Here is a 21,090-nt window from a genome sequence, read left to right as displayed (position 1 = left end):
AGGGGCCCCTCCCTGCCCCGGAGGGGACCCTCGACGGGTCGCGGCGCCCGGCTCAGGCTGCCGGGCCGGGCTCGCCTGCGGTGTTGAGGTAGGTCAGCGTCAGGTCGACCCGGGTGCCCGGCAGGCCCGCCCAGTTGTGCACCTCGAGGCGGTAGCGGCCCGGTTCCGGATTGGCCAGCCGCAGCTGCTCCTCGGTCAGGCTGCTGCTGCCGCCCGAGGCCAGGTCGGCGCTCCACGTCCCGTCGGCGTTCTGCCGCTGCAGGTACAGGTCGATGTCGGCCGACATGCTCGGCACGGCGCTGACCAGCAGGGCGGCGTTGTCGAAGCCCTCCTGCACGTCGAACTCGTGGTAGGCGACCGTGACCGGCGTGCGCTCCGGCCCGCCGGCGGCCGGGGTGACCGACGCCGTCTCCTCCGGCTGCGCCGGGCCGACCGTCGGCTCGCCGTCGAGGTCGAAGGGGACGGTGTCGTCGGCGAGGGCGGGGGAGCCGACCACCGGCACCTGGAGGACGGTGCCGCCCGGCCCCGTCGCGATGGTCACCCGCGGGTCGACGGCGAAGGTCGGCACCTTGTCGGGGTCCGACGTCGTGAACCGCAGCACCAGCCGGTGGCCCTCGCGCAGGTCGTGCGCCATCGCGAAGCCGGGCGGCTGCATGTCCATCAGCACGCCGGGGATCACCGGCTTCGGCGTCGCGACGCCCACCCGGAGCTCGGGGTTGATGGCGAACTGGCTGATCCGGCGCCGGTCACCGTCGGGGCCCTCGTCGTAGACGGTGCCGATCAGGTGCATGCGGGGCGCGGTCACCGACGCGACCAGGTCCAGCACCGGGACGCCGGCGAGCACGGTGTCCTCGGTCATGGGGGCGGTGGCGAAGTCGACGCCGCCGGTTGCCTGCGGGTCGGTGAAGCCGGTCGGGTCGCCGCTGAAGCTGACCGAGCCCGGCGTCACCGGCGCCGTCGTCCCCAGGCTCCCGTCGGACGACGGGTAGAGGGTCAGGCTCTGCTCGGTGCTGGTCGGCCACTGCGAGTCGGTCAGGATCTGGCTGCGGTCACCGGTGCGGCCGCCCTCGAAGGTGCCGTCGGAGAGGAACAGCTCGGCGGCGGGGCCGGTCTCGACGTCGCGCTGGGCGAGGTGGTGGTCGAACCACGCGTGCAGCGCGTAGGTCCACTGGATGCCGCGGCGGGTCGGGCAGCAGCCGGAGCCGTGGTCCCACTGGCCCAGCCAGATCTTGTCGCCCTCGCGGCCGCCGCGGTCGGTGAACCACTGCATGCCGGCGACGCGGGCGGCGTTGTCGTTGACGCCGTGGACCATGAAGACCGGGACGTCGGCGGCCGTCGCGGCCTCGCGCCAGTCGCGCTCCCCGTGCCAGGCGGTGTACTGGCCCGACAGCTGGGCCTCGCCCGCGGTCAGCGAGCTGTTGGGCAGCCCGCAGCCGGTCTCCTCGGGCTTCTCGCCGAAGTGCTCACCGCCGGGCAGGTCCCGCTCGAGCGCGATCTGCTCGTAGGCCTCCATGGGGCCGGCCCACTGCAGGAAGTAGGGGACACCGGCCTGGAACTGGTGGTCGTACATGGTGGCCATGCCGGCGCTGGGCACGATCGTCGCCAGGCCTTCGGGCTGCATGGCCGCGGCGAGCGACGGTGTGGAGCCGACGTAGGAGTGCCCGGTCATGCCGACCCGGCCGTTGGACCAGGGCTGGGAGGCGGCCCACTCGACGACGTCCTTCAGGTCCTGCGCGTCCTTGGCGCCGAGGTGGTCCAGGCAGCCGTCGCTCTTGCCCGTGCCCCGCAGGTCCATCATCACGACGGCGTAGCCCTTGGGCACGAAGTAGCCGGTCAGCCCGAGCGAGGTGCCGTCCTCGTCGCGGGGGTCGGGGAGGATCCGCCGGCCCTCCCGGTCGGCCAGCGTGCCGTGGTACGGGCTGGCCTCGAGGATGACCGGCCACTGGCCGTCGAGCGGCTGGCCGGCGTCGTCGGCGGGGCGGGTGACCTCGATGTAGACCTCGGTGCCGTCGGCCATCGGCAGCGACAGGGTCTCCTCGACCGTCCCGTAGCGGTCGGTCGTGAGGCCCTGGACCTGGGTGTAGTCGAACGCCTGGGCCGGCTCGGCGGGGGAGGGCCGGTTGGCGTGACCGCGGCCGGGGTTGTCGTCCCGGGGTGCCGCCAGCGCGGTCTGCGGGAGCGAGACGGCGAGGGCGACGGCGAGGCTGAGCCCGAGGGCTCGGGGGAGCCACCGGCGGGGGTGTGTGGGCGCGGTCATCGTGTTCCTCCCGGGACAGGACCAGTTGCCGAGGAAACGACGCATCGCCCCTGAGGTCACGCTCGTCGGGGTCGAGTGGGGCAGGAGTTCTTGAAAGCTCACGCATCGTGATTTCGTCACCACAAAGGGTGGACTTCTGGGCGATCTCGATGTGTGATCTGCGTGCCCTCAGAACGCGCTCGGTCACCGAGCCATAACCATCAGTTGACGTTCGCGACGTCTCGCGGTCACGCCGCGCTGATGGGCTGCGGGCAGGTCCGCACCCAACGTAGGAGCCCTCACTTCATGACGTCTCTCCCTGCCCGCAGGGCGTTCGCAGCCGGTCTCGGCATCGCGGCGCTCACCGCGACGCTGATCGCCGGCGCCTCGCCCGCCGGTGCCGCGCCCAAGAAGCCGCACCCGCACGCCCCGGCCGTCCCGCTCCAGCTCCTCGCGATCAACGACTTCCACGGCCAGCTCGAGCCGTCGTCGCCGACCAGCTCGTCCAGCGGCCTGCCCGGCTACGCGGCTCCGCGGGACGGCGGCCCCGCGTTCGGTGGCGCCGCGTACCTGGCCACCCAGATCAAGCAGCTCGAGGGCCAGAGCCAGGAGCCCAACACCCTGACCGTCGCCGCCGGTGACCTGATCGGCGCGTCGCCGCTCCTGTCGGCCGCCTACCACGACGAGCCGGCCATCGAGGCGCTCAACCTCATGGGCCTGGACTACGCGAGCGTCGGGAACCACGAGTTCGACGAGGGCCCCGAGGAGCTGCTGCGCATGCAGAACGGCGGCTGCCTCGAGGGGGAGCTCGAGCTGGAGAGCTGCCCTGACCACACGTTCCAGGGCGCCGATTGGGACTACCTGTCGGCCAACGCGTTCTACGAGGACTCGGGCGAGACGCTGCTCCCGCCGTACGCCGTCCACGAGGTGCAGGGCATCAAGGTCGGCTTCATCGGCATGACCCTGGAGGGCACCCCGGGCGTCGTCACGCCTTCCGGCGTCGCCGGACTCGACTTCGCCGACGAGGCGGAGACCGCCAACCGGTATGCCCGGGAACTGCAGCAGCAGGGCGTCGAGGCGATCGTCGTGCTGATGCACGAGGGCGGCGTCCAGACCAGTGCCACCGACGTCGACGGCTGCAACCAGCTCACCGGTCCCGTCACCGGGATCGTCCCGCAGATGTCGCGAGCCATCGATGTGGTCATCACGGGGCACACGCACCAGGCCTACAACTGCCGCGAGGTCAACGGTCGCTTCGTCCCCAGTTCGAGCACGACGAAGGGGCGGCTGGTCACCAGCGGCGCCTCGATCGGACGCCTGGTCACCGACATCGACCTGCAGCTCGACCCGCGCACCGGTGATGTGCGTTCCGCCGTCGCGGACAACGTGCCCGTCGTGCGCACGGTCACACCGGACGCCGACCAGACGGAGCTGATCGCGCTCTACAAGAAGCTCGTGGACCCGATCGCCAATCAGCCTGTCGGAACCGTCGGCGGCGCGATCAGCAGCAGCCAGGAGACCCTGTTCGGCACTCAGCGGGGCGAGTCGCCCATGGGCAACCTCATCGCCGACGGCCAGCTCGCCGCCACCAGCGGTGATGCGGTCGCTGCGCTCATGAATCCGGGCGGAGTCCGGGGCGGCCTCGACACCGGTCAGGTGACCTACGGCGAGGCGTTCACGGTGCAGCCCTTCGGCAACTACTTGTCGACCATCACGCTCACCGGGGCGCAGCTCCAGTGCGTGCTCGAGCAGCAGTTCGTGCTCGGGACCGTGCTGCAGCCGTCGTCGACGCTGCGCTACACGGTCGACCCGGCCGGCGCCCTCGGGTCGTCGGCAGACCCCTGCACCGGCAGCCGCGTCGTGGACTCGACGGTGAAGATCGGCGGCACGGCGGTCGTCCCCACCACGGAGTACCGGATCACGGTCAACAACTTCCTCGCCGACGGCGGTGACAGCTTCTCGACCCTGCTTGCCGGGACCGAGCGGGTCAACGTCGTGGACCCCGAGGACGACCTGGCCGCGCTGATCCAGTACATCGCGGCCAACCCCGGGATCGTCGCCCCGCCGCTCGACCGCATCAGCGTCGTCGGCCAGCCGTAACCCCTGCGTCACCGGGGCCCGTCCTTCCGCCCGGAGGGGCGGGCCCCACCTCTTCTCACCCTGACCAGTTCGTGGGGCACTCGATTCTCGTGGCCCCTGCTTCGCCCTGCCCTTTCCCTTCTCGCACGAGGACCTCCATGCGCATCCGTCGCACGGTGGCCGGGGTCGCGCTGACCACACTCAGCGCGGGCCTGCTCGCCACCATCCCCGTCACCGCAGCCAACGCGGCCCCCTCCACCGGCCTGGTGATCAGCCAGGTCTACGGCGGCGGCGGCAACTCCGGCGCCACGTTCACCCACGACTTCGTCGAGCTGTACAACCGCGGCACGACGCCCATCTCCACCAGCGGACTCTCCGTCCAGTACGGCAGCGCATCCGGTGCCATCGGCTCCAATGCGGGCCTGATCACGACGCTGCCCAGCGCGACGGTGCCCGCCGGGGGCTACTTCTTGGTGCAGCTCGCTCGCGGCAGCGGCGGCACGACCGCCCTCCCATCAGCCGACGCGACCGGCGGGACCGAGCTGTCGGGCTCCAACGGCAAGGTCGCCCTGGTCAACGGCACGGCGCGGTACAGCTCCCCGGCCACGCTGATCGACCTCGTCGGATACGGCTCCGCCAACCAGGCGGAGGGCACCCCGCTGTCTGCGCTCTCCGCGACGACCGCCGCGCTGCGGCGCGGGGCCGGTTGCGCCGAGACGGACAACAACGTCGTGGACTTCGGCCGGGTCGCTCCCGCGCCGCGGAACAGTGCCAGCCCCACGTTCGCCTGCGACGACACGGCGCGAGAGGCGTCGATCGCCGAGGTGCAGGGCGCCGGTGCGGAGAGCCCCCTGGTGTACCGGAAGGTCTCTGTTGACGGCGTCGTCGTCGGCGACTTCCAGGGCCAGGGCCAGTTCGGTGGCATCTACGTGCAGAGTCTCGCGCCGGACGGCGACCAGGCCACGAGCGAGGGGATCCGCGTCTACGACAACGCCACCGCCGTCGAGGTCGGCCAGACCGTCCGAGTGACCGGTTGGGTGGAGGAGTACGTCGATGGCGGCTACCCCGGCAGCGAGACGCAGCTCGGCGGCGCCGTCGTCACCGTGACGGGCACGGCACCGTCGCTGCCGTTGCCCGTGGGCCTGCATCTGCCCTTCGCCCCGACCGTGGACGGCGTGGACGGCCGCGAGCACCTGGAAGGCATGCGCGTCACGGTGCCCGCCGGTCTGGTGGCCACCGATCTGTACACCTTGGGCAGGTACGGGGAGGTCGGGCTGACCACCAACGAGGTTCTCCGGATCCCCAGCTCGCTGGAACAGGACGAGGCGAACGAGCGGGACGTCATCCTGCTGGACGACGGCATGTCGTGGCAGAACCTCGACGAGCTTCCCTACACCGTCGAGGACGGGAGGCTGCCTCGAGCCGGGGACCGGCTCGCCGAGGACGTGACCGGTGTCCTCGGGTTCGGCTTCGGTGAGTACCGGGTCGAGCCTGTGGTCGGTACTGAAGCGGCCTTCGCATCACTGAACCCGCGCCCTGCCGCGCCCGACGCGGTCGGCGGCGAGATCCAGGTGGCGTCGTTCAACGTGCTGAACTACTTCACCCGCTTCGGCGGCCAGAACCGGGGCGCGAACAACGCAGTAGAACTGCAGCGCCAGGAGAGCAAGCTGGTCAGCGCCATCACGGCCCTCGATGCCGACGTGGTGGGTCTCATCGAGATCGCCAACGACGACGGCGCTGCGCTGAGCAGGCTCGTCGATCTGCTCAATGGCGCGCAGTCCGACCCGGCCGATCACTACACCGCCGTCGTGGCCCCGAGGCTCAACGACCCCACGTCGCTCGGCGGGACGTACGGCACGGACGCGATCCGCACGGCGATCATCTACCGGGCGGATGTCGTCTCGACGCTCGGTGATCCGCCCAGCGACGCTGCGCTGCTGAACCCGGTCGACGAGGACTACCCGGCGGAGCCGGTCTTCGACCGGCCGCCGGCCGTGCAGACATTCGTGCCGGTGGGCGACCAGCGGGAGTTCACCGTGGTGGTCAACCACCTGAAGTCCAAGGGGTCGACCAACGAACAGTGCGGCGAGCCCGACCCGCTCGGCGGCAACTGTGACGACCTGCGGGAGCGGCAGTCCGCCGCCCTCGTGGAACTCGTCGACGCACTCGGGGCCGAGGATGCGCTCCTGCTCGGTGACTTCAACTCCTACGAGACGGAGGAGCCCATCGGTGTCCTGGAGCGGGCCGGTTACGTGAGCGCAGCCGCCACCCTGCCCGTCGAGGACAGGTACAGCTACAGCTTCGACGGCGAGTTCGGGACGCTCGACTACGTCTTCGCGTCTCCGGGTCTGGCCGGCGGCCTCACCGGCGTCGACATCTGGCACATCAACAGTGCGGAGGCCCCGGCGTACGACTACAACGACTTCAACCAGGAGGCGCTGTACTCGGAGGACGCGTTCGCCTCGTCCGACCACGACCCCGTCCTCGTCGGCCTGGACCTGAACCTGGCCCCGGTCGCCGATGCGGGTGGGCCGTACACCACGCGGGTCGGGAAGACCGTGCAGCTCGAGGCTGAGGGTTCGGACGGCAACGGTGACCTGCTCACGTACGCGTGGGACCTCGACGGGGACGGCGCGTTCGACGACGCGACCGGTCCGACGGCGTCCTTCCGCGGCAACCGCCCGCCCGGCCACCACACGGTGGCCGTGCAGGTGAACGACGGGACGTCGACGTCGGTGGACGAGGCCGACGTCACGGTCACGACGCCGAACGGCACCGTCCCTCCGGGCCGCCGGTGACCTGACCGGCGCACCCGCACGACCGGCGGCCCCCGTCCTGCTCCGGCAGGCCGGGGGCCGCCGTCGTCGGCGGGGTCACGGCCGACGCGGGGAGCGTCCTCCTCGCGGCTTCCGGGCACCAGGGGTTCTGGTACCGCATCGTCTCGTTCGTGTCCGAACTTCTTGCGGGTTCCTTGCGGTTCCCTCGCGGACTGCCTGCGGTTGGGGGCCCACGGTGGGTCCGTCCCCAGCGGAACCACCGCCGGGAGCGAGCCAGGGAGACCGCAACCGTGACCAGTCAGACCCGCGTGGCGCGCAGCCGCCACGCCACCGCAGCCCGCATCGTCGGCACCGTCGGTGTCCTGGGCGTGGCCGCGACGATCGCCGGCCTCGGCACCTTCGGCAGCTTCACGACCAGCAGCGCCCCGGTCGACACCACGGTCGACACCGGCGTCCTCTCGATCAACGTCGCCGACGCCGGTGACTCGCTGGCCATGCCGTTCGGCGGCGGGCTGTTCCTCGCCGGGGACTCGCGCAGCTACCGCGTGGACCTCGTCAACGACGGCAACGCGGCGCTGAGCTCGCTGACCATGACGTCGCGGGCCACCGCCTCGAGCATCCTCGACACCGACACGGTCAACGGCCTGCAGCTGACCGTGACGTCCTGCTCGGTCTCCTGGGCCGCCGACTTCTCGTGCGCCGGCACCCAGAACACCTTCTACTCCGGCCCGATCGTGGCCTCGGACCGGGCCCTCGCGGGTGCGGCCAGCCTCGCGGCCGGCGGTGTCGACCACCTCCTCCTGACGGCGGCGCTCCCGTCGACCGCCTCCGGCGACGCCTTCGAAGGAGCCACCAGTTCCCTCGACTTCACGTTCCTGGGCACCCAGCGGGCCGGCGCCGCTCGCTGACGCCCACCTGAGCCGCGGAGCGGCCTCGTTCCTGGGGGGGACGGGGCCGCTCTGCCGTGTTCGGGGGCCGGCGACGTCACCCGTCCCGGTGGACGGCGCGCCGAACCCGGCGCTGACCGCCATGATCAGGCCTGACCGAGGAAAGGCGGGCCGGGTGAACCTGGAGAAGGTGGTCTTCGGTTTCTTCGTCGTGCTCGCCGCGACGCTGAACTTCGGCTTCTTCATCGGCGACATCTCCGATCCGGAGCTGCACAACCCGTACGAACTGTTCGCGGCGGTCGTGGTCAACCTGATCGCGACCGTGCTGAAGTTCGGGGACCGCACGCAGATCGGCGCGGTGCACCTGGCGACCAGCCTGGTCGCCGACCTCCAGCTCATCGGCGCCGCGCTGCTGTTCGGCTACGCGACCTACGTCTCCACCGCGGGCATGACCGCCTCGTGGACGGCCAGCGTCGTCTCGCTCTCCGGCGGCGCCCTCCTGGCCAACATCATCTCCGTCGTGCTGCTGGTCGTCGAGACGGTGTCCTTCCACCGCGGCTGACCGGAGGGCGTCATGAGCAACCCCCTGCTCGCCTTCCTCGTCGACCTGCTGCGGCGGGACGAGGAGCGGCGGCCCCACCGGGCCACCGTGCGGGTGGCCGCGGCCTCGGCCGCCCGGGCGTCGGCGTCGATCTTCCTGGTCCTGCGCCGGATGCGCGCCCCGCTGATCGTGCTGATCGTCATCTTCGCCGTGAGCGTGCTCGGGCTGACGCTCATCCCGGGCGAGGACGCGCAGGGCCGCCCCTGGCGCATGGGCTTCTTCGACGCCTTCTACGTCATGAGCTACACCGCCTCGACGATCGGCTTCGGCGAGATCCCGTACCCGTTCACCTACAACCAGCGGATGTGGGTGACCATCTCGATCTACCTCACGGTGATCGGGTGGGCGTACGCCATCGGGTCGTTGCTGGCGCTCCTCCAGGACCGCGCGTTCCGCCAGGCGCTGGCGCTGCAGCACTTCACCCGCAAGGTGGCCCGCCTCGGCGGGCCGTTCGTGCTCATCGCCGGCTACGGGCGCACGGGCGAACTGCTCGGTCATTCGCTGGACCGGTTGGGGCGCCGCTTCGTCGTCCTGGACGACTCCGCCGAGCGGATCGACGGGCTGGAACTGGACTCCTACTTCGCCGACGTGCCCGGTCTGGCCGCCGACGTCCGCGATCCCGGGACCCTCGCGGTGGCCGGGCTCGACCATCCCTCGTGCGAGGCCGTCGTCGCGCTGACCGACGACGAGGAGGCCAACCTGGCCGTCGTCATGGCGGCCGCGCTGCTGCGCCCCGACGTCCCGGTCGTCGCCCGCGTCACCTCGCGCAGCCTCGCCCAGCGCATGCAGGAGTTCGGCAACCCGAGCCTGGTCAACCCGTTCGACCGCTTCGGCGACCACCTGCGCCTCGCGCTCAAGGCCCCGGCCTCCTACCAGCTGCTGACCTGGTTGGAGAGCGGTCCCGGGGAGCCGCTTCCCCCGCGCGGGGACCCACCGCGCAGTGGTCGCTGGGTGGTGTGCGGGTACGGCCGCCTCGGGCAGGAGCTCACGGCCGACCTGCGCGCGGAAGGCCTCGAGGTCACGGTGATCGACCCCGATCCGGACGATCCGGACGACGAGGGCCTGCTGGTCGGCGACGGTTCGGACCCGTGGGTGATGGCGCAGGCCGACCTCGACCGGGCGGTCGGCTTCGTCGCCGGCACCGACAACGACACCACCAACCTCTCGCTCGTCGCGGCCGCCCGCCGGGCGAACCCCCGGCTGTTCCTCGGCGCCCGCCAGAACCGGGCCGCGAGCGCCCCGCTGTTCGCGGCCATGGACCTCGACGCGCTGCTCGTCCCCAGCGAGGTGATCGCGCACGAGATCTATGCCCAGCTGTCCACGCCGCTGCTGTGGCGGTTCCTGCGCGAGATGCCCGAGCGCGGGGACGCCTGGGCGCAGGAACTCATCGACCGGCTCGGCGGGCTGTGCGGGGAGAAGTTGCAGTCGCTGTGGAAGGTGCGCCTGACCCGCGACGAGGCGCCCGCGCTGGTGTCGTGCCTGGGGGAGGGCCGGGTGCGCATCGGCGACCTGCTGCGCAACCCCGAGAACCGGGACGAGCCGTTGCACGCCGTGGTGCTGCTCGTGCTGCGGGGTTCGGACACGACGCTCGCGCCCGACGACGACTTCGAGCTCGCGGCGGGGGACGAGTTGCTCATCGCCGGCTGGCCGGCCGCGCGCCGCGCGCTCGGCACGATCCTGTTCGTCGACGCCGTCCGCGAGTACGTGACGTCGGGACGGCGGACGCCCTCGAGCTGGATCTGGCGGAAGCTGACCCCGGACCGACCGGCCGCCGCCGTCGATGGGGCGGGCCGTCGCTGACGCGGGTCCGGAGACGTGCGCCGGCGACTATCTTGCCGCGCATGGCCGCGGCCCCCGCCGGTGATCCGGCGGTCCCCTCGATCGCCCTCGCCGTCGTGGGGGACTCGATCAGCGAGGCCGACAGCCGCGACTTCTCCGCCGGCCTGCTGGGGCCCGGGTCGTGGGTGAGTCACGCCGTCGGCGACGACCTCCGGTTCGCCGGTGGCTGGGCGGTGTCCGGAGCGCTGACGTCGCAGATGGCCCGCGGGGCCTGGCGGATCCCCGCCGACGTGCTGGTGATCCTGGCCGGGACCAACGACGTCGCCAGGGGGCTCCCGTTCCCGACGTGCGCGGCCAACCTGCGCAGCATCGCGGGCACCGTCGGCGTCGCGCGGGTCGTCGTGTCGACGATCCCGCCCATCGACTACGCGCCGGGCCTCGCGACCGGCTACAACGACCTGCTCCGATTGTTCGCCGCGGACGAGGGCTGGGAGTTCGTGGACGCGATGGCCGGGATCCGGTCCGGAGACCGGTTCGCCGACGGGATGTCGTGGGACGGGGTGCACCCGACCGACGCCGCGGCGGCGGTGATCGGCGCCGCGATCCGGGCGCACGTCCTGGCCGGCTGATCCGGCCGTTCAGCTCTCGACAGGCGTCGTCGCCGGACCGCCGTCGAGGAGGGCGCGGGCGGCCACGAGCTGCGGGATGCCGAACCCCTCGGTGAAGCTGTCGTAGACGTCCTGCAGCACGGCGTGTGCCTCGCGGGCACGAGGAGTTCCTCGTCGGAGCTCCGCGAGTCGCGTCGCCGCGACGAGGTGGCTGATCCGCGCGCCGCGCTCGCCGGCGATCGCCGCAGCGCGCTCGAACGCGACCTCCGCTGCGGCGCTGTCGGGGGCCGGGGAGGCGAGGAGCAGGTCGCCCCGGAGGATCTCGAGATCGGCCTCGACGGGGTCGCCGTCCCAGATCGCGGCCGCGGCCTCCGCCACGAGGTCGGAGGCGTGGTCGAGCCGGCCGGCCATCAGGCACCCGGCGGCTCGGACGGCGAGCAGTTCGCCCCAGAACACCGGCGGCGTCGACAGTCCCGCGTACAGGGAGAAGCCCCGCTCGACCTCGGCGAGCCCGTCGTCGTGCCGGCCGGACCCGATCCACGCGGTCCCGCGCAGGATGAACGCGAGCGCCCGCCAGACGGGGTAGTCGTGTGCCTCGGCGATGCGCAGGATCTCCTCGGCGTGCTGGGCCACGCGGCCCAGGTCCCGCTGCCACAGCGCCGCGAGCGACCCGTGGAACCACGCGTAGGCCGCGGAGTAGGGGTGCCCGATCTCCGCGGCCACCTCGATACCCCGATCGATGCGCAGCCGGGCGCGATCGGGGAAGCCGGTGTGCCACAGCAGGAGCCCGGAGACGAGGTGGGCGACCACGCCGGGGCTCGGGCCGACGCGGAACTGGACCTGAGACGTGCGCTGGGCGTCGCACTGCTCGATCGACTCGTCGAGGTGCCGCAGGCTCTCGGCGATGTCGCGACCCATCGCGGTGACGCCGAGGACCAGGTGCGCGTCGGCCAGCAGCGCGGGCTCGCGTTGCTGCTCGGCGAGGGCCAGCAGCTCACGCCCCACGACATCGCCGCTGGCGATGTCGGCCCGGAGGATGTGCAGCGTCGCCAGGGACCGCAGCACCGAGAAGCGCTGGCGAGCGTGCTCCACGGCGTCGGATCGATCGATGGCGATCCGGATGCTGCGCTCGACCTCGGCGGTGTAGCCGCGGACGGCGATCATCGACCGGGCCAGGCTCGTCTGCACGGCGATCTCGTCGCGGACCCGCTCGGGCGTCTCCGGCTGGAGGGCGAGGACGCCGAGGAGGTCGTTGCCCAGCTCCACCGCCTCCCGGTAGTTGCCCTGCTGGTCGTAGTAACCCCACAACGTCTCCAGCAGGTCGTTGAGCCCGACGATGTCGCCCGCGCTCACCCAGTAGGACCAGGCGGCCCGGAGGTTGCCCAGCTCCACCGACAGCGTCGCGAGCACGTCGTCGCGATCGGCGGGGCCGAAGCAGCCCTGCCACTGGCGGGCCAGGTCGGTGTAGTGCTCCGCGTGGGCGCGACGGACGGCTTCCGCGACGTCGGGTCGGGAGTCGAGCTGCTCGGCCGCGTACCCGCGAATGGTCCGGAGCATCGCCAGACGGGGCCGGCCGTCGCCGGACAGGGCGTTGAGCAGCAGGTTCTTGTCGAGCAGTGAGCCCAGGCACTCCACCACGTCGAGATCGCCGAGGGCGCTCACGCGCTCCATGACCGCTTCCACGTCGGAGATGCGTGCACCGCTGAACACCGACAGCGCGGCCAGGGCGGCCCGGTCCGCGTCGCGGAGCAGCTCGGTGCTCCACTCGATCGTCCGGCGGAGCGTCCGCTGCCGCTCCGGGAGGTCGCGCGGTCCGCCCCGGAGCTCGTCGAGCCGCTTCTCGAGGCGGGCGCGCAGCTCGTGGGCGGCGAAGAGGTTCACCCGTGCCGCGGCGAGCTCGATGGCCAGGGGCAGGCCGTCGAGCAGCGCGCAGATCGCGGCCACGTCGGTGACGTTCTCGTCGGTCAAGGCGAATCCCGGCACCAGGGCGGCGGCTCGGTCGACGAACAGGCGGACGGCCTCGGACCCCCGGGCGCCGGCGAGCGTCGTCGTCGGCTCGGGGAGCGACAGGGGCGGGACCGCGACGCGGATCTCACCGCGCACCCGCAGGAACTCCCTGCTGGTGACCAACACCGTGAGGTGGGGACAGCGCTGGAGCAGCTCGCTGACGCCGGTGGCCGCGTCCGTCACCTGCTCGAAGTTGTCGAGCACCAGCAGCATCCGGGCATTGCGCAGGCCGCGCGCGAGCGCTTCGCGGGGTGGGTCCTCGGTCGTTCCCGGGAGGGGCACCGCACGAACGATGGCGGCGAAGACCTCGTCCGGCTCGTGCTCCGCGCTCAGATCCACGAAGAACACGCCGTCCGCGAAGTCGGGGACGACGTCGGCGGACACCTCGAGGGCCAACCGGGTCTTGCCGGCCCCACCCGGGCCGGTCAGCGTCACCAGGCGGACGTCGCGGGACCGGAGGAGGCCGCGCAGCTCGCCGCGCAGCGCCTCCCGGCCGATGAACGACGAGGGGTGGACGGGCAGGTTCGTCGGCACGTCCTCCGGAGCCGCCGCCCCCTCATCGACGGCGTCGAACCGCTCGGTGAGCAGGACCGCGAGGTCATCGAGGACCAGGTCGTGCAGTTCGGCGGGGTCGCGGAAGGACTTGTACGACGCGCTGTCCTCGTCCTTGAGGCGCCCGATGAGCGCCACCAGGCCCGGCTGGATGTCGGGCGCCGGGCGCTTGACGTAGACGAGCCGGGGCATGCCCGCGGACCGGACGTACTCGTCCTCCAGGCCGGAGATGCTCATGTCGGGAGCCACCCAGCCGTAGCTCTGCCAGTAGATGCCGATGAAGACGTCGGACTGCTCGAGGTAGGAGCGGTACAACGCCTGCGGCGGGTGGGGCCGCGCCCCCAGCTCGAACATGATCGGGGTCAGCCGGAGCTGCTGCACCGCGTCCCGGACCGTCGCGCGCTCCTGCGCCAACTCACCGAGGGTCGAGGACACGAAGACACGGAGACGCTGATCGGGGGTCCGGATCCGTCGTCCGTTCACGCTGCGATCCCTCGGAACCACTGGAGTTCGGGCGCGACATCGTGGCACGGACCGGAGCCGGATGGGACCGCTCGCCGCGCGGCGGACGGCCGGGCCACGACGAGCTGGAGGGTGCGCCATCAGGGACTCGAACCCCGAACCCGCTGATCAAGAGTCACGCCGGGGACGTATCGGGGAGTGGTCCGGCGTGACGCCTTGAGGACCGACGCTTCTGGCCCGCGCTGCGGTAGTAACCCCGCCGGAACACCGTCGTTTACCGAGCGCACGTCACCCGGGTCGCACGAACGTCCTCATTCGCTTTCCTCCAAGGGATGTCCCCTATGAGCACTTCTCGGCTTCGTGCTGTCCGGGCAGGAACGGTGATGGCCGTTCTGCTGGTACTCCTCTCGCCGTTCGCCGCACCGAGCACCTCCGCTGCGCCGGTCGATCCGGCCGTTCCTGCTCCGATCGCGCTCGATCCGGGGGTGGAGGCCGTTCGGGTGCCGATGGTCGCGTGGTCGACCTGCAGTGATGTCCCGGCCCTCATCGCCGACGCGATCCAGGCGGGACGCGACCTCGCCGCCTGCATCACCGCCGAGCCGGGGGTGGCGCTCCCGAAGACGACCGCCGGGGGGCCGATCCCACCGCCCAGCAACTGCGGTACGCAGGGCTATTACACGATGACGCGTTTCTGGATGTGCGGTGTGTGGCTCAACAGACTCAACTTCATCGACACGCGCACCGGCGCCATCGTGGGAACCCTCGAATACGGTGTCGTCGATTACATCTACTCGTCCAACACGTCGGTGAACTTCATGCACCAGGTCCAGTGGGATTTCCACGCAGCGACCGGTGTGGGCCAGACCCTGCCGCAGACCATCTCGGGACGAGCGAGCTGCACAGGCAACTGCTACGTCAACACTCTCGACTTCCCCAGCCAGCCGGCCACCGTCGGTCGCCAGGCCTACGCCACGGCCCTGAACACCACGACGGCGACGACATCCGGCGCGATCGCGCACAGCAGCGCGACCACCTACTACCACTTCACCGGGTCCAACGGCACCAGCACGGAGGGCTCCATCACCGCGCCGCGGATCCGGTGCGACAACGCCATGCCCGGAACCATCAACACCGGCTGCGCCTTCGACCAGTTCGTCCCGACCATGCAGTACTCGCGCAGCGGCTCCCGCGCCCAGGTGGCGGCACACATCCAGCAGGCGCAGGCGTCCGGGCTGCCAGGTTCGGCCTCGGCCCGGTCCTTCCTCCACCGATTGACCAACAGCACCCTGACCACCAAGAACGGCAGCACCGCGTGCGGGTCGCCGCCTCCGGCACCACTGGCTCCGGCCGGGAGCAGCTGTGACGAGTACCCGTTCCGGAGCACCTACGAGGGTGCCTACACCGGCGGGGGCACGGCCCGCACGCAGGCCGGCTGCTACTACGTCATCGTCAACCCGTCGACGGGATCCAGCGGCTACAGCATCTGCTCGGTCAACCTCGACCAGAACCGGAACGCAGGGGCGGACCTCGGCGGGTTCTACACCCGCAACCGGGTCATCAACGCCGATCCGTTCATGGTCGAGATCACCCCATGACGGAGCCACAGGAGTACGAGGCCGTCTTCGCCATCTCCCACGCGATCTTCCAGCTGACCGACTACGACGTCGTCCCGGAGATCGGTGACAACGTGGGTGGGCTCGCCGTCCCGCTGATCAACGGGGGAGCAGCGGTGCTCTGCGGGATCAGCGCCGGCCCGGTGCACGTACGGGCGCAGGTGTCCGCGACGCCACCACCGCCGGAGACGGCGGCGTGGGACGAGGTGGCCGAGATCGTGTTCGCCGCCCCCACGGGCAGCGTTCGGGTGACGCCGCTGTTCGAGGACCCGGTCCCGCAGATCGGCGTCCTCACGTCAGGGCCGGGGGAATACCGACTGCGGGTGTACGCGAGGGGGAGGGACACCGCCCCCGGCCGCTTCGTCGACACACCGACCGAGGACTACCTCATCCAGGTCTGGCCCGAGCAGCCGAGCCGCTAGCAGACCCCACGAGAAGGCCCCCCGAGCCCGAGAGGTGGCGAAACCGCATGTCTGCCCACCGTTGTCGTCGACGCGTCGCCCTGGCCGTCTGCGCGCTGCTGGCTCTCGCTGTCGAACCGGCGGCAGCGTCGACCGGGTCCGCCGCCGAGGACCCCTGCATGGACGGGGCGACCCTCGCCGTGACGACTCTGCCGCTCATCTCCCCGATGTGCGATCTCACCGGGCGGCTCGTGACCGGGGAAGGCGTGGGGGTCCGCGTCCCGCCGGCCGGTCAGGCCACTTCCATCCACGCCCTCGAGGTCGACGGCGAAGTCGTCCTCCAGGTCCGACACGAGACGGACGGACGCGTCACCGGCCTGCTATCGGTGCTCGGCCCGGAGAATGCGCCCGACCAGGCCGGGATCATCACGCAGGACATGGTCGGCGGGCAGGCGGCGTGCAGCGACCGGTCGTTCACCAGCTATGGGTCCAAGGAGTCGGACGACCGCCTCTGGTACTACAACAGCGACACCGATCCGACCGTCGGTTCGCCGGCGGCGCTGTACCACGAGCGGGGGGTCACCTCGGCGGTGGTCAATCTCCTCGCCGGGTACAACGACTGCGGGCTCGCTGGAGGGTTCCGCGCCTCTCAGACCTATCTGGGCAACACGACGGCGCGGTCGAACATCAGCTCGGACTCCACCTGCAACGGTCTCGACGGGGTCAACGTCGTGGACTGGGGCAGCATCAACAACGCTGATCACCTCGGGCTGACCTGTCGGTACGACTTCCTGCTCGACCTGCCAGGCTATGAGGAGATCATCGAGGCCGACATCAAGATCGGCAACAAGCACTCCTATCTCGCCGCGCTGCCGACGTCGGCCTGTGAGAACTCGTACGACGTCATGGCACTGATGACCCATGAGTGGGGCCACGCATTCGGACTCGGCCACACTCCCGATCCGGCAGCTGATCACCGTCAGCAGACGATGAATCCCTACCTGACCGCGTGCTCCACCTTCCAGCGGACGCTGGGGCGGGGTGACTGGACAGGGATGAACACCGTGTACGGACCTCGCTAGGGGATCGAAGCCGGTCGACGGCGGCCTGCGCGGGGTGCCCACACGTGCACCTGACGAGCTCGGGGAAGGGCCGGGACGACGAAGCGGCCCCGTCCGTCAGGACGAAGCCGCTGGTCGAGGGTGGTGCGCCATCAGGGACTCGAACCCCGAACCCGCTGATTAAGAGTCAGCTGCTCTGCCAATTGAGCTAATGGCGCGTGTCGTCCCGCGTGCGAGGCAACGAGGGAGAACGATACCAGCGCCCGCGCGGCCGGAGCGGAGTACCCATGGTGACCCTCATTGCACCGTGGACAGCCGGATTCGTCGTCCGAACGTGGACACTGGGGGCGATGTGCCCATCCGGGGGTGCGGGGGGCTGGCTGAGGGGGTCGTGGGAGTGCGACGGACGACGGCGGTGATCGCTGCTGGTGCGCTGCTGTTCCTGGCGGGATGCAGCGGGGACGACCCGAGGCAGACGGCGGAGCAGACGACGGCGGCGGCGGCGGACCCGGCGACCGTCACCGTGGCACCGGCCGACGGGGCCGCGGACGTGTCACCGGTCGAGCCGCTGGAGATCACCGTGACCGACGGCGAGCTCGCCGAGGTGACCGTCGTCGACGGCTCGGGCGCCGCGGTGGCCGGCGAGGTCGCCGAGTCGGCCGACGCCCCGGGCACCGAGGTGTGGACGCCGGAGACGCCGCTGGCCTACGGCACCAGCTACACCCTGACCGCGGTCGCCGCCAACGCCGACGACGAGGAGGCGACGGCGTCGACGACCTTCACGACCGTGACGCCGGCCACGCTGTCCACGCCGTCGATCGGCCCGCTCGACGGCATGGTCGTCGGGGTCGGACTCCCGATCCGCGTCTACTTCGACGAAGCCGTCACCGACAAGGCCGCGGTCGAGAGCCACCTCCTGGTGACCTCCTCGAACCCCACCGACGGCGTGTGGAGCTGGCTGTCGGACTCCGAGGTGCACTTCCGCCCGTCGGAGTACTGGCCGGAGAACACCGACGTCACGCTCGACGCCAACCTGTACGGCGTCGACTTCGGCGACGGCATCTGGGGCGAGAAGAACCGCCGCGTGTCCTTCACGATCGGCGAGCGGCACGTCTCGATCGCCGACGCCGGCAACCACACGCTGCAGGTCTACGACGGCGACCAGCTGGTCCAGACCTTCCCGATGAGCGCCGGCGGGCCGGACTTCCCGAGCCGCAACGGGCCGCACGTGGTCACCGAGCTCAACCGCGACCGGGTCATGGACTCGAGCACCTACGGGGTGCCGGTCGACAGCCCCAACGGGTACCGCACCCCGGTCGAGTACGCCGTCCGGCTGTCCAACAACGGCGAGTTCGTGCACGCCGCCCCGTGGTCGGTCGCGCAGCAGGGCCGCGAGAACGTCTCGCACGGCTGCATCAACCTCTCCACCGACCGGGCGGCATGGTTCTTCAACTTCTCGCAGCCGGGCGACGTCGTCGAGATCCGCAACTCGATCGGCCCCACCCTCTCGGCCGCCGACGGCGACATCTACGACTGGGCGATCCCGTGGGACGAGTGGCAGGCCGGTAGCGCGCTGAAGTGAGCCGCTCGCTCTGCGTCCCGGAAAGTTTCCGTGCGGCGGGTCGAGGGCACCGGTGGTCCACGGGGTCGTGAAAGGGGTTCGTCGTGGACACCTGGCTCATCGTCCTGATCGTCGTCATCGCCGTCGTCGTGCTGCTGCTCGTCGCGCTGGCCCTGTCCCGTCGCTCGCGCGTCGCCCAGGTTCGCAAGCGCGAGCAGGCGCGCGAGCACCTGCAGGAGGCCCAGGTCCGGGGCGCGCAGGCCGCGAAGGAGCAGGCCCTCGCCGAGGAGCAGGCCGCGCGCGCCCGGCGGGAGCGGGCCGAGGTCGAGGAGCGGGCCGCTCTGGCGGAGCAGGATGCCCGCGAGCGCGCGGCCCGGGCCGACGAGGAGCAGGCGGCCGCGTCGGAGTTGCGCGCCAAGGCCGAGAAGCTCGCGCCCGACCTCGCTGCCCGCGAGCAGCAGCACCCTGCCGACGGCACCCGCCGGTTCGACGGGACCGGTCATCAGACCGAATACCCCGACCAACCCGGCGGCGAGGGTGCCACGCGCCGCTGAGTTCCGCCGCTCCGAACGGTCTCCAGTACGTGGGGGCGTCGCCGGGGCTCGATCCTGTCGGTCCCGGGTCCTACGGTCGCCCCCACGTCGAGCCGTCGACCTCGGAGGGGCACCATGAGCGACCTGCTGGCCATCGGAACGCGCAAGGGACTGTGGCTCGCCCGCAGTGACGACGACCGCCGCACCTGGACGGTCGACGGCCCGCACCTGCTCGCCCAGGAGGTCGCGGCCGTCTCCATCGACACGCGGCGGCCCACCCCGCGGATCCTGGCCGGCATCCAGTACGGCCACTGGGGGCCGTCGGTGATGTCGTCCGACGACCTCGGCGGCAGCTGGCAGGAGACCGACCACGGCGCCATCCGCTTCCCCGAGGACGCCGGCGCCGCCCTCGCGCGGGTCTGGCAGCTCCGCCCCGACTCCGCGGACCGCCCCGACGTGGTCTGGGCCGGCTGCGAACCGCACTCGCTGTGGCAGAGCACCGACGGCGGGAGCAGCTTCGAGCTGGTCCGCGGCCTGTGGGACCACCCGCACCGCCCCACCTGGCAGCCCGGCGGCGGCGGCGCTGCCGTGCACACCGTGCTGCCCGATCCGGCCTCGGACCGGGTGACGATCGCGATGAGCACCGGCGGGGTCTACGTCAGCGAGGACCGCGGCGCCTCCTGGGAGCCGCGCAACAAGGGGATCGGCGCCGAGTTCATGCCCGATCCTCAGCCCGAGTACGGGCAGTGCGTGCACAAGGTCGCCGTCGACGCGTCGGGCCCCGACCGGCTCTACGCCCAGAACCACGGCGGGGTGTACCGGTCCGACGACGCCGGCGGCAGCTGGTCGTCGATCGCGGCCGGGCTGCCGGCCGATTTCGGCTTCCCGATCGTCGCCTCGCCCCGCACGCCCGGTACCGCGTGGGTGATCCCGCTGGTGGCCGACATGCAGCGGGTGCCGCCGCAGGGCCGGCTGCGGGTGCACCGCACCCGCGACGCGGGGGAGACCTGGACCGAGCTGGGCGCCGGCGCCCTGCCCGACGCCGCCTGGACGGCGGTCATGCGCGATGCCTTCTGCGTCGACGAGGGCGACCCCACCGGCATCTGCTTCGGCACCCGCGACGGCTGCGTCTACGCCAGCGCCGACGAGGGCGACAGCTTCACGCTGGTGGCCGCCCACCTGCCCGACGTCCTCACCGTCCGCGCGGCGCGGATCCCGTGACGGTCCAGGTCGTGCTGCCGGGTTCGCTGGCCGACCTGGCCGGCGGAACCCGGCACGTCGACGTCGACGTCGACGGGTCGGCGACCGTGACCACCGTGCTCGACGGGCTGGCGGTGGGGCGGCCGCTGCTCGACCGGCGCATCCGCGACGAGACCGGCCAGCTGCGGCGGTTCGTGAACGTCTACGTCGACGGGGAGGACGTGCGGTTCGACCGGGGGGTGGCGACGGCGGTGCCCGACGGTGCCGTCGTGCAGGTGCTGCCGTCGGTCGCCGGCGGGTGAGCGGGGGTCAGAGGGCGGCGAGTTCGGCGCACTGCGGGCACAGCTGCTGGTCCACGTACCCCTCGGGCGGCCAGGGGAGCTGCTCGTCGATGGAGACGTAGGCGCCGCACAGTGCCTTTCGGCTCTGCCCGTTGACCCGGCCGATCGTGGCGTGCGCGGGGCCGATCTGCCGAGGCTTGAGGCCCTCGGCGCCGTACGAGCCGACCATCACGACCGCGTGGGCCGTGCCGTAGGCGTAGACGCTGGTCATGCTCGTCAGGGTCCGAGGGTCCCGGCCGAGGCGCCAGCACATCGGCAGGCGTGTCAGGCGCACCCGCCCCAGTCGCCCCGCCCGTCACTGCGGGGCGGCCTGCGAGCGCTCGGGGCCTTCGGGAACCCGTGCGTATCGGAGGTGGACCGACTCCAGGTTGTGGTCAACATCGCCCGCGGGC

The 21,090-nt window shown here is 71.6% G+C and carries 16 protein-coding genes and 1 tRNA gene; 13 read left to right on the top strand and 4 right to left on the bottom strand.

Translation table 11 applies throughout. The annotated features are described in order from the left end of the window. Positions 1-52: 52 nt before the first annotated feature. Entirely contained in the window at positions 53-2,257 is a 2,205-nt protein-coding gene (locus ABD644_RS09370; RefSeq protein ID WP_344688546.1) for a CocE/NonD family hydrolase, read from the bottom strand. 285 nt (positions 2,258-2,542) lie between these two features. Between ABD644_RS09370 and ABD644_RS09365 the strand changes: the two genes are divergently transcribed. The 6 genes from ABD644_RS09365 (at position 2,543) to ABD644_RS09340 (ending at position 10,988) form a co-directional block, all read left to right on the top strand. Next, a complete protein-coding gene (locus ABD644_RS09365) occupies positions 2,543-4,336 on the top strand; it encodes a bifunctional metallophosphatase/5'-nucleotidase (RefSeq protein WP_344688545.1) in 1,794 nt (597 codons plus the stop codon). 137 nt (positions 4,337-4,473) lie between these two features. Next, the gene (locus ABD644_RS09360; RefSeq protein ID WP_344688544.1) at positions 4,474-7,113 is read left to right on the top strand and encodes an ExeM/NucH family extracellular endonuclease; all 2,640 of its coding nucleotides are present in this window, start codon (positions 4,474-4,476) and stop codon (positions 7,111-7,113) included. A 269-nt stretch (positions 7,114-7,382) separates the two neighbouring features. Then, positions 7,383-8,000 carry a hypothetical protein gene (locus ABD644_RS09355; RefSeq protein WP_344688543.1) on the top strand — a complete coding sequence of 206 codons (618 nt, stop codon included), beginning with the start codon at positions 7,383-7,385 and terminating at the stop codon, positions 7,998-8,000. A 154-nt stretch (positions 8,001-8,154) separates the two neighbouring features. Continuing rightward, positions 8,155-8,541: a DUF6394 family protein gene (locus tag ABD644_RS09350; protein WP_344688541.1), complete on the top strand. Its 387-nt coding sequence runs from the start codon at positions 8,155-8,157 to the stop codon at positions 8,539-8,541. Positions 8,542-8,553: 12 nt separating this feature from the next. Continuing rightward, positions 8,554-10,380 (top strand): potassium channel family protein, encoded by a 1,827-nt coding sequence (locus ABD644_RS09345; protein ID WP_344688539.1) that lies wholly within the window; start codon positions 8,554-8,556, stop codon positions 10,378-10,380. Between the two features lie 41 nt (positions 10,381-10,421). Continuing rightward, complete coding sequence (locus tag ABD644_RS09340) at positions 10,422-10,988, top strand: SGNH/GDSL hydrolase family protein (RefSeq protein WP_344688538.1); 567 nt, start codon at positions 10,422-10,424, stop codon at positions 10,986-10,988. Positions 10,989-10,997: 9 nt separating this feature from the next. Here the strand turns inward: ABD644_RS09340 and ABD644_RS09335 are convergent, their stop codons facing one another. Beyond that, positions 10,998-13,961 carry a DUF4062 domain-containing protein gene (locus ABD644_RS09335; protein ID WP_344688536.1) on the bottom strand — a complete coding sequence of 988 codons (2,964 nt, stop codon included), beginning with the start codon at positions 13,959-13,961 and terminating at the stop codon, positions 10,998-11,000. A gap of 410 nt (positions 13,962-14,371) precedes the next feature. Between ABD644_RS09335 and ABD644_RS09330 the strand changes: the two genes are divergently transcribed. From ABD644_RS09330 to ABD644_RS09320, 3 genes are all read left to right on the top strand, one after another. Continuing rightward, positions 14,372-15,583, top strand: a complete 1,212-nt coding sequence (locus ABD644_RS09330) for a NucA/NucB deoxyribonuclease domain-containing protein (protein WP_344688535.1) — start codon at positions 14,372-14,374, stop codon at positions 15,581-15,583. Next, positions 15,580-16,023 carry a hypothetical protein gene (locus ABD644_RS09325; protein WP_344688534.1) on the top strand — a complete coding sequence of 148 codons (444 nt, stop codon included), beginning with the start codon at positions 15,580-15,582 and terminating at the stop codon, positions 16,021-16,023. The genes ABD644_RS09330 and ABD644_RS09325 overlap by 4 nt, the downstream gene beginning before the upstream one ends. A gap of 206 nt (positions 16,024-16,229) precedes the next feature. Then, positions 16,230-17,084 carry a matrixin family metalloprotease gene (locus ABD644_RS09320; protein ID WP_344688533.1) on the top strand — a complete coding sequence of 285 codons (855 nt, stop codon included), beginning with the start codon at positions 16,230-16,232 and terminating at the stop codon, positions 17,082-17,084. Positions 17,085-17,205: 121 nt separating this feature from the next. On the opposite strand, the gene ABD644_RS09315 is transcribed toward ABD644_RS09320, so the two are convergent. After that, a tRNA-Lys gene (locus ABD644_RS09315) sits at positions 17,206-17,281 on the bottom strand. A gap of 197 nt (positions 17,282-17,478) precedes the next feature. Between ABD644_RS09315 and ABD644_RS09310 the strand changes: the two genes are divergently transcribed. From ABD644_RS09310 to ABD644_RS09295, 4 genes are all read left to right on the top strand, one after another. Continuing rightward, positions 17,479-18,645: a L,D-transpeptidase gene (locus ABD644_RS09310; RefSeq protein WP_344688531.1), complete on the top strand. Its 1,167-nt coding sequence runs from the start codon at positions 17,479-17,481 to the stop codon at positions 18,643-18,645. Between the two features lie 83 nt (positions 18,646-18,728). Then, complete coding sequence (locus tag ABD644_RS09305) at positions 18,729-19,178, top strand: hypothetical protein (protein WP_344688529.1); 450 nt, start codon at positions 18,729-18,731, stop codon at positions 19,176-19,178. 114 nt (positions 19,179-19,292) lie between these two features. Further along, a complete protein-coding gene (locus ABD644_RS09300; RefSeq protein WP_344688527.1) occupies positions 19,293-20,378 on the top strand; it encodes a WD40/YVTN/BNR-like repeat-containing protein in 1,086 nt (361 codons plus the stop codon). Continuing rightward, positions 20,375-20,659 carry a ubiquitin-like small modifier protein 1 gene (locus ABD644_RS09295; RefSeq protein ID WP_344688526.1) on the top strand — a complete coding sequence of 95 codons (285 nt, stop codon included), beginning with the start codon at positions 20,375-20,377 and terminating at the stop codon, positions 20,657-20,659. The genes ABD644_RS09300 and ABD644_RS09295 overlap by 4 nt, the downstream gene beginning before the upstream one ends. Positions 20,660-20,666: 7 nt before the next feature. Here ABD644_RS09295 and ABD644_RS09290 read toward each other — a convergent pair whose 3' ends face one another. Beyond that, complete coding sequence (locus tag ABD644_RS09290) at positions 20,667-20,909, bottom strand: hypothetical protein (RefSeq protein ID WP_344688525.1); 243 nt, start codon at positions 20,907-20,909, stop codon at positions 20,667-20,669. Positions 20,910-21,090 lie beyond the last annotated feature (181 nt).

The sequence above is a fragment of the Blastococcus jejuensis genome (assembly GCF_039534705.1).
Lineage (GTDB): Bacteria > Actinomycetota > Actinomycetes > Mycobacteriales > Geodermatophilaceae > Blastococcus_B > Blastococcus_B jejuensis.
The sequence above is the reverse complement of the archived record's forward strand: the minus strand, read 5'-3'. Positions and strand labels throughout refer to the sequence as shown.

What these genes read in the sequence shown, in the direction of transcription:
- ABD644_RS09325 (WP_344688534.1), top strand. Translation starts at nt 15,580, where the DNA reads ATGACGGAGCCACAGGAGTACGAGGCCGTCTTCGCCATCTCCCACGCG.
- ABD644_RS09330 (WP_344688535.1), top strand. Translation starts at nt 14,372, where the DNA reads ATGGCCGTTCTGCTGGTACTCCTCTCGCCGTTCGCCGCACCGAGCACC.
- ABD644_RS09290 (WP_344688525.1), bottom strand. Translation starts at nt 20,909, where the DNA reads ATGACCAGCGTCTACGCCTACGGCACGGCCCACGCGGTCGTGATGGTC.
- ABD644_RS09365 (WP_344688545.1), top strand. Translation starts at nt 2,543, where the DNA reads ATGACGTCTCTCCCTGCCCGCAGGGCGTTCGCAGCCGGTCTCGGCATC.
- ABD644_RS09370 (WP_344688546.1), bottom strand. Translation starts at nt 2,257, where the DNA reads ATGACCGCGCCCACACACCCCCGCCGGTGGCTCCCCCGAGCCCTCGGG.
- ABD644_RS09345 (WP_344688539.1), top strand. Translation starts at nt 8,554, where the DNA reads ATGAGCAACCCCCTGCTCGCCTTCCTCGTCGACCTGCTGCGGCGGGAC.
- ABD644_RS09300 (WP_344688527.1), top strand. Translation starts at nt 19,293, where the DNA reads ATGAGCGACCTGCTGGCCATCGGAACGCGCAAGGGACTGTGGCTCGCC.
- ABD644_RS09360 (WP_344688544.1), top strand. Translation starts at nt 4,474, where the DNA reads ATGCGCATCCGTCGCACGGTGGCCGGGGTCGCGCTGACCACACTCAGC.
- ABD644_RS09320 (WP_344688533.1), top strand. Translation starts at nt 16,230, where the DNA reads ATGTGCGATCTCACCGGGCGGCTCGTGACCGGGGAAGGCGTGGGGGTC.
- ABD644_RS09340 (WP_344688538.1), top strand. Translation starts at nt 10,422, where the DNA reads ATGGCCGCGGCCCCCGCCGGTGATCCGGCGGTCCCCTCGATCGCCCTC.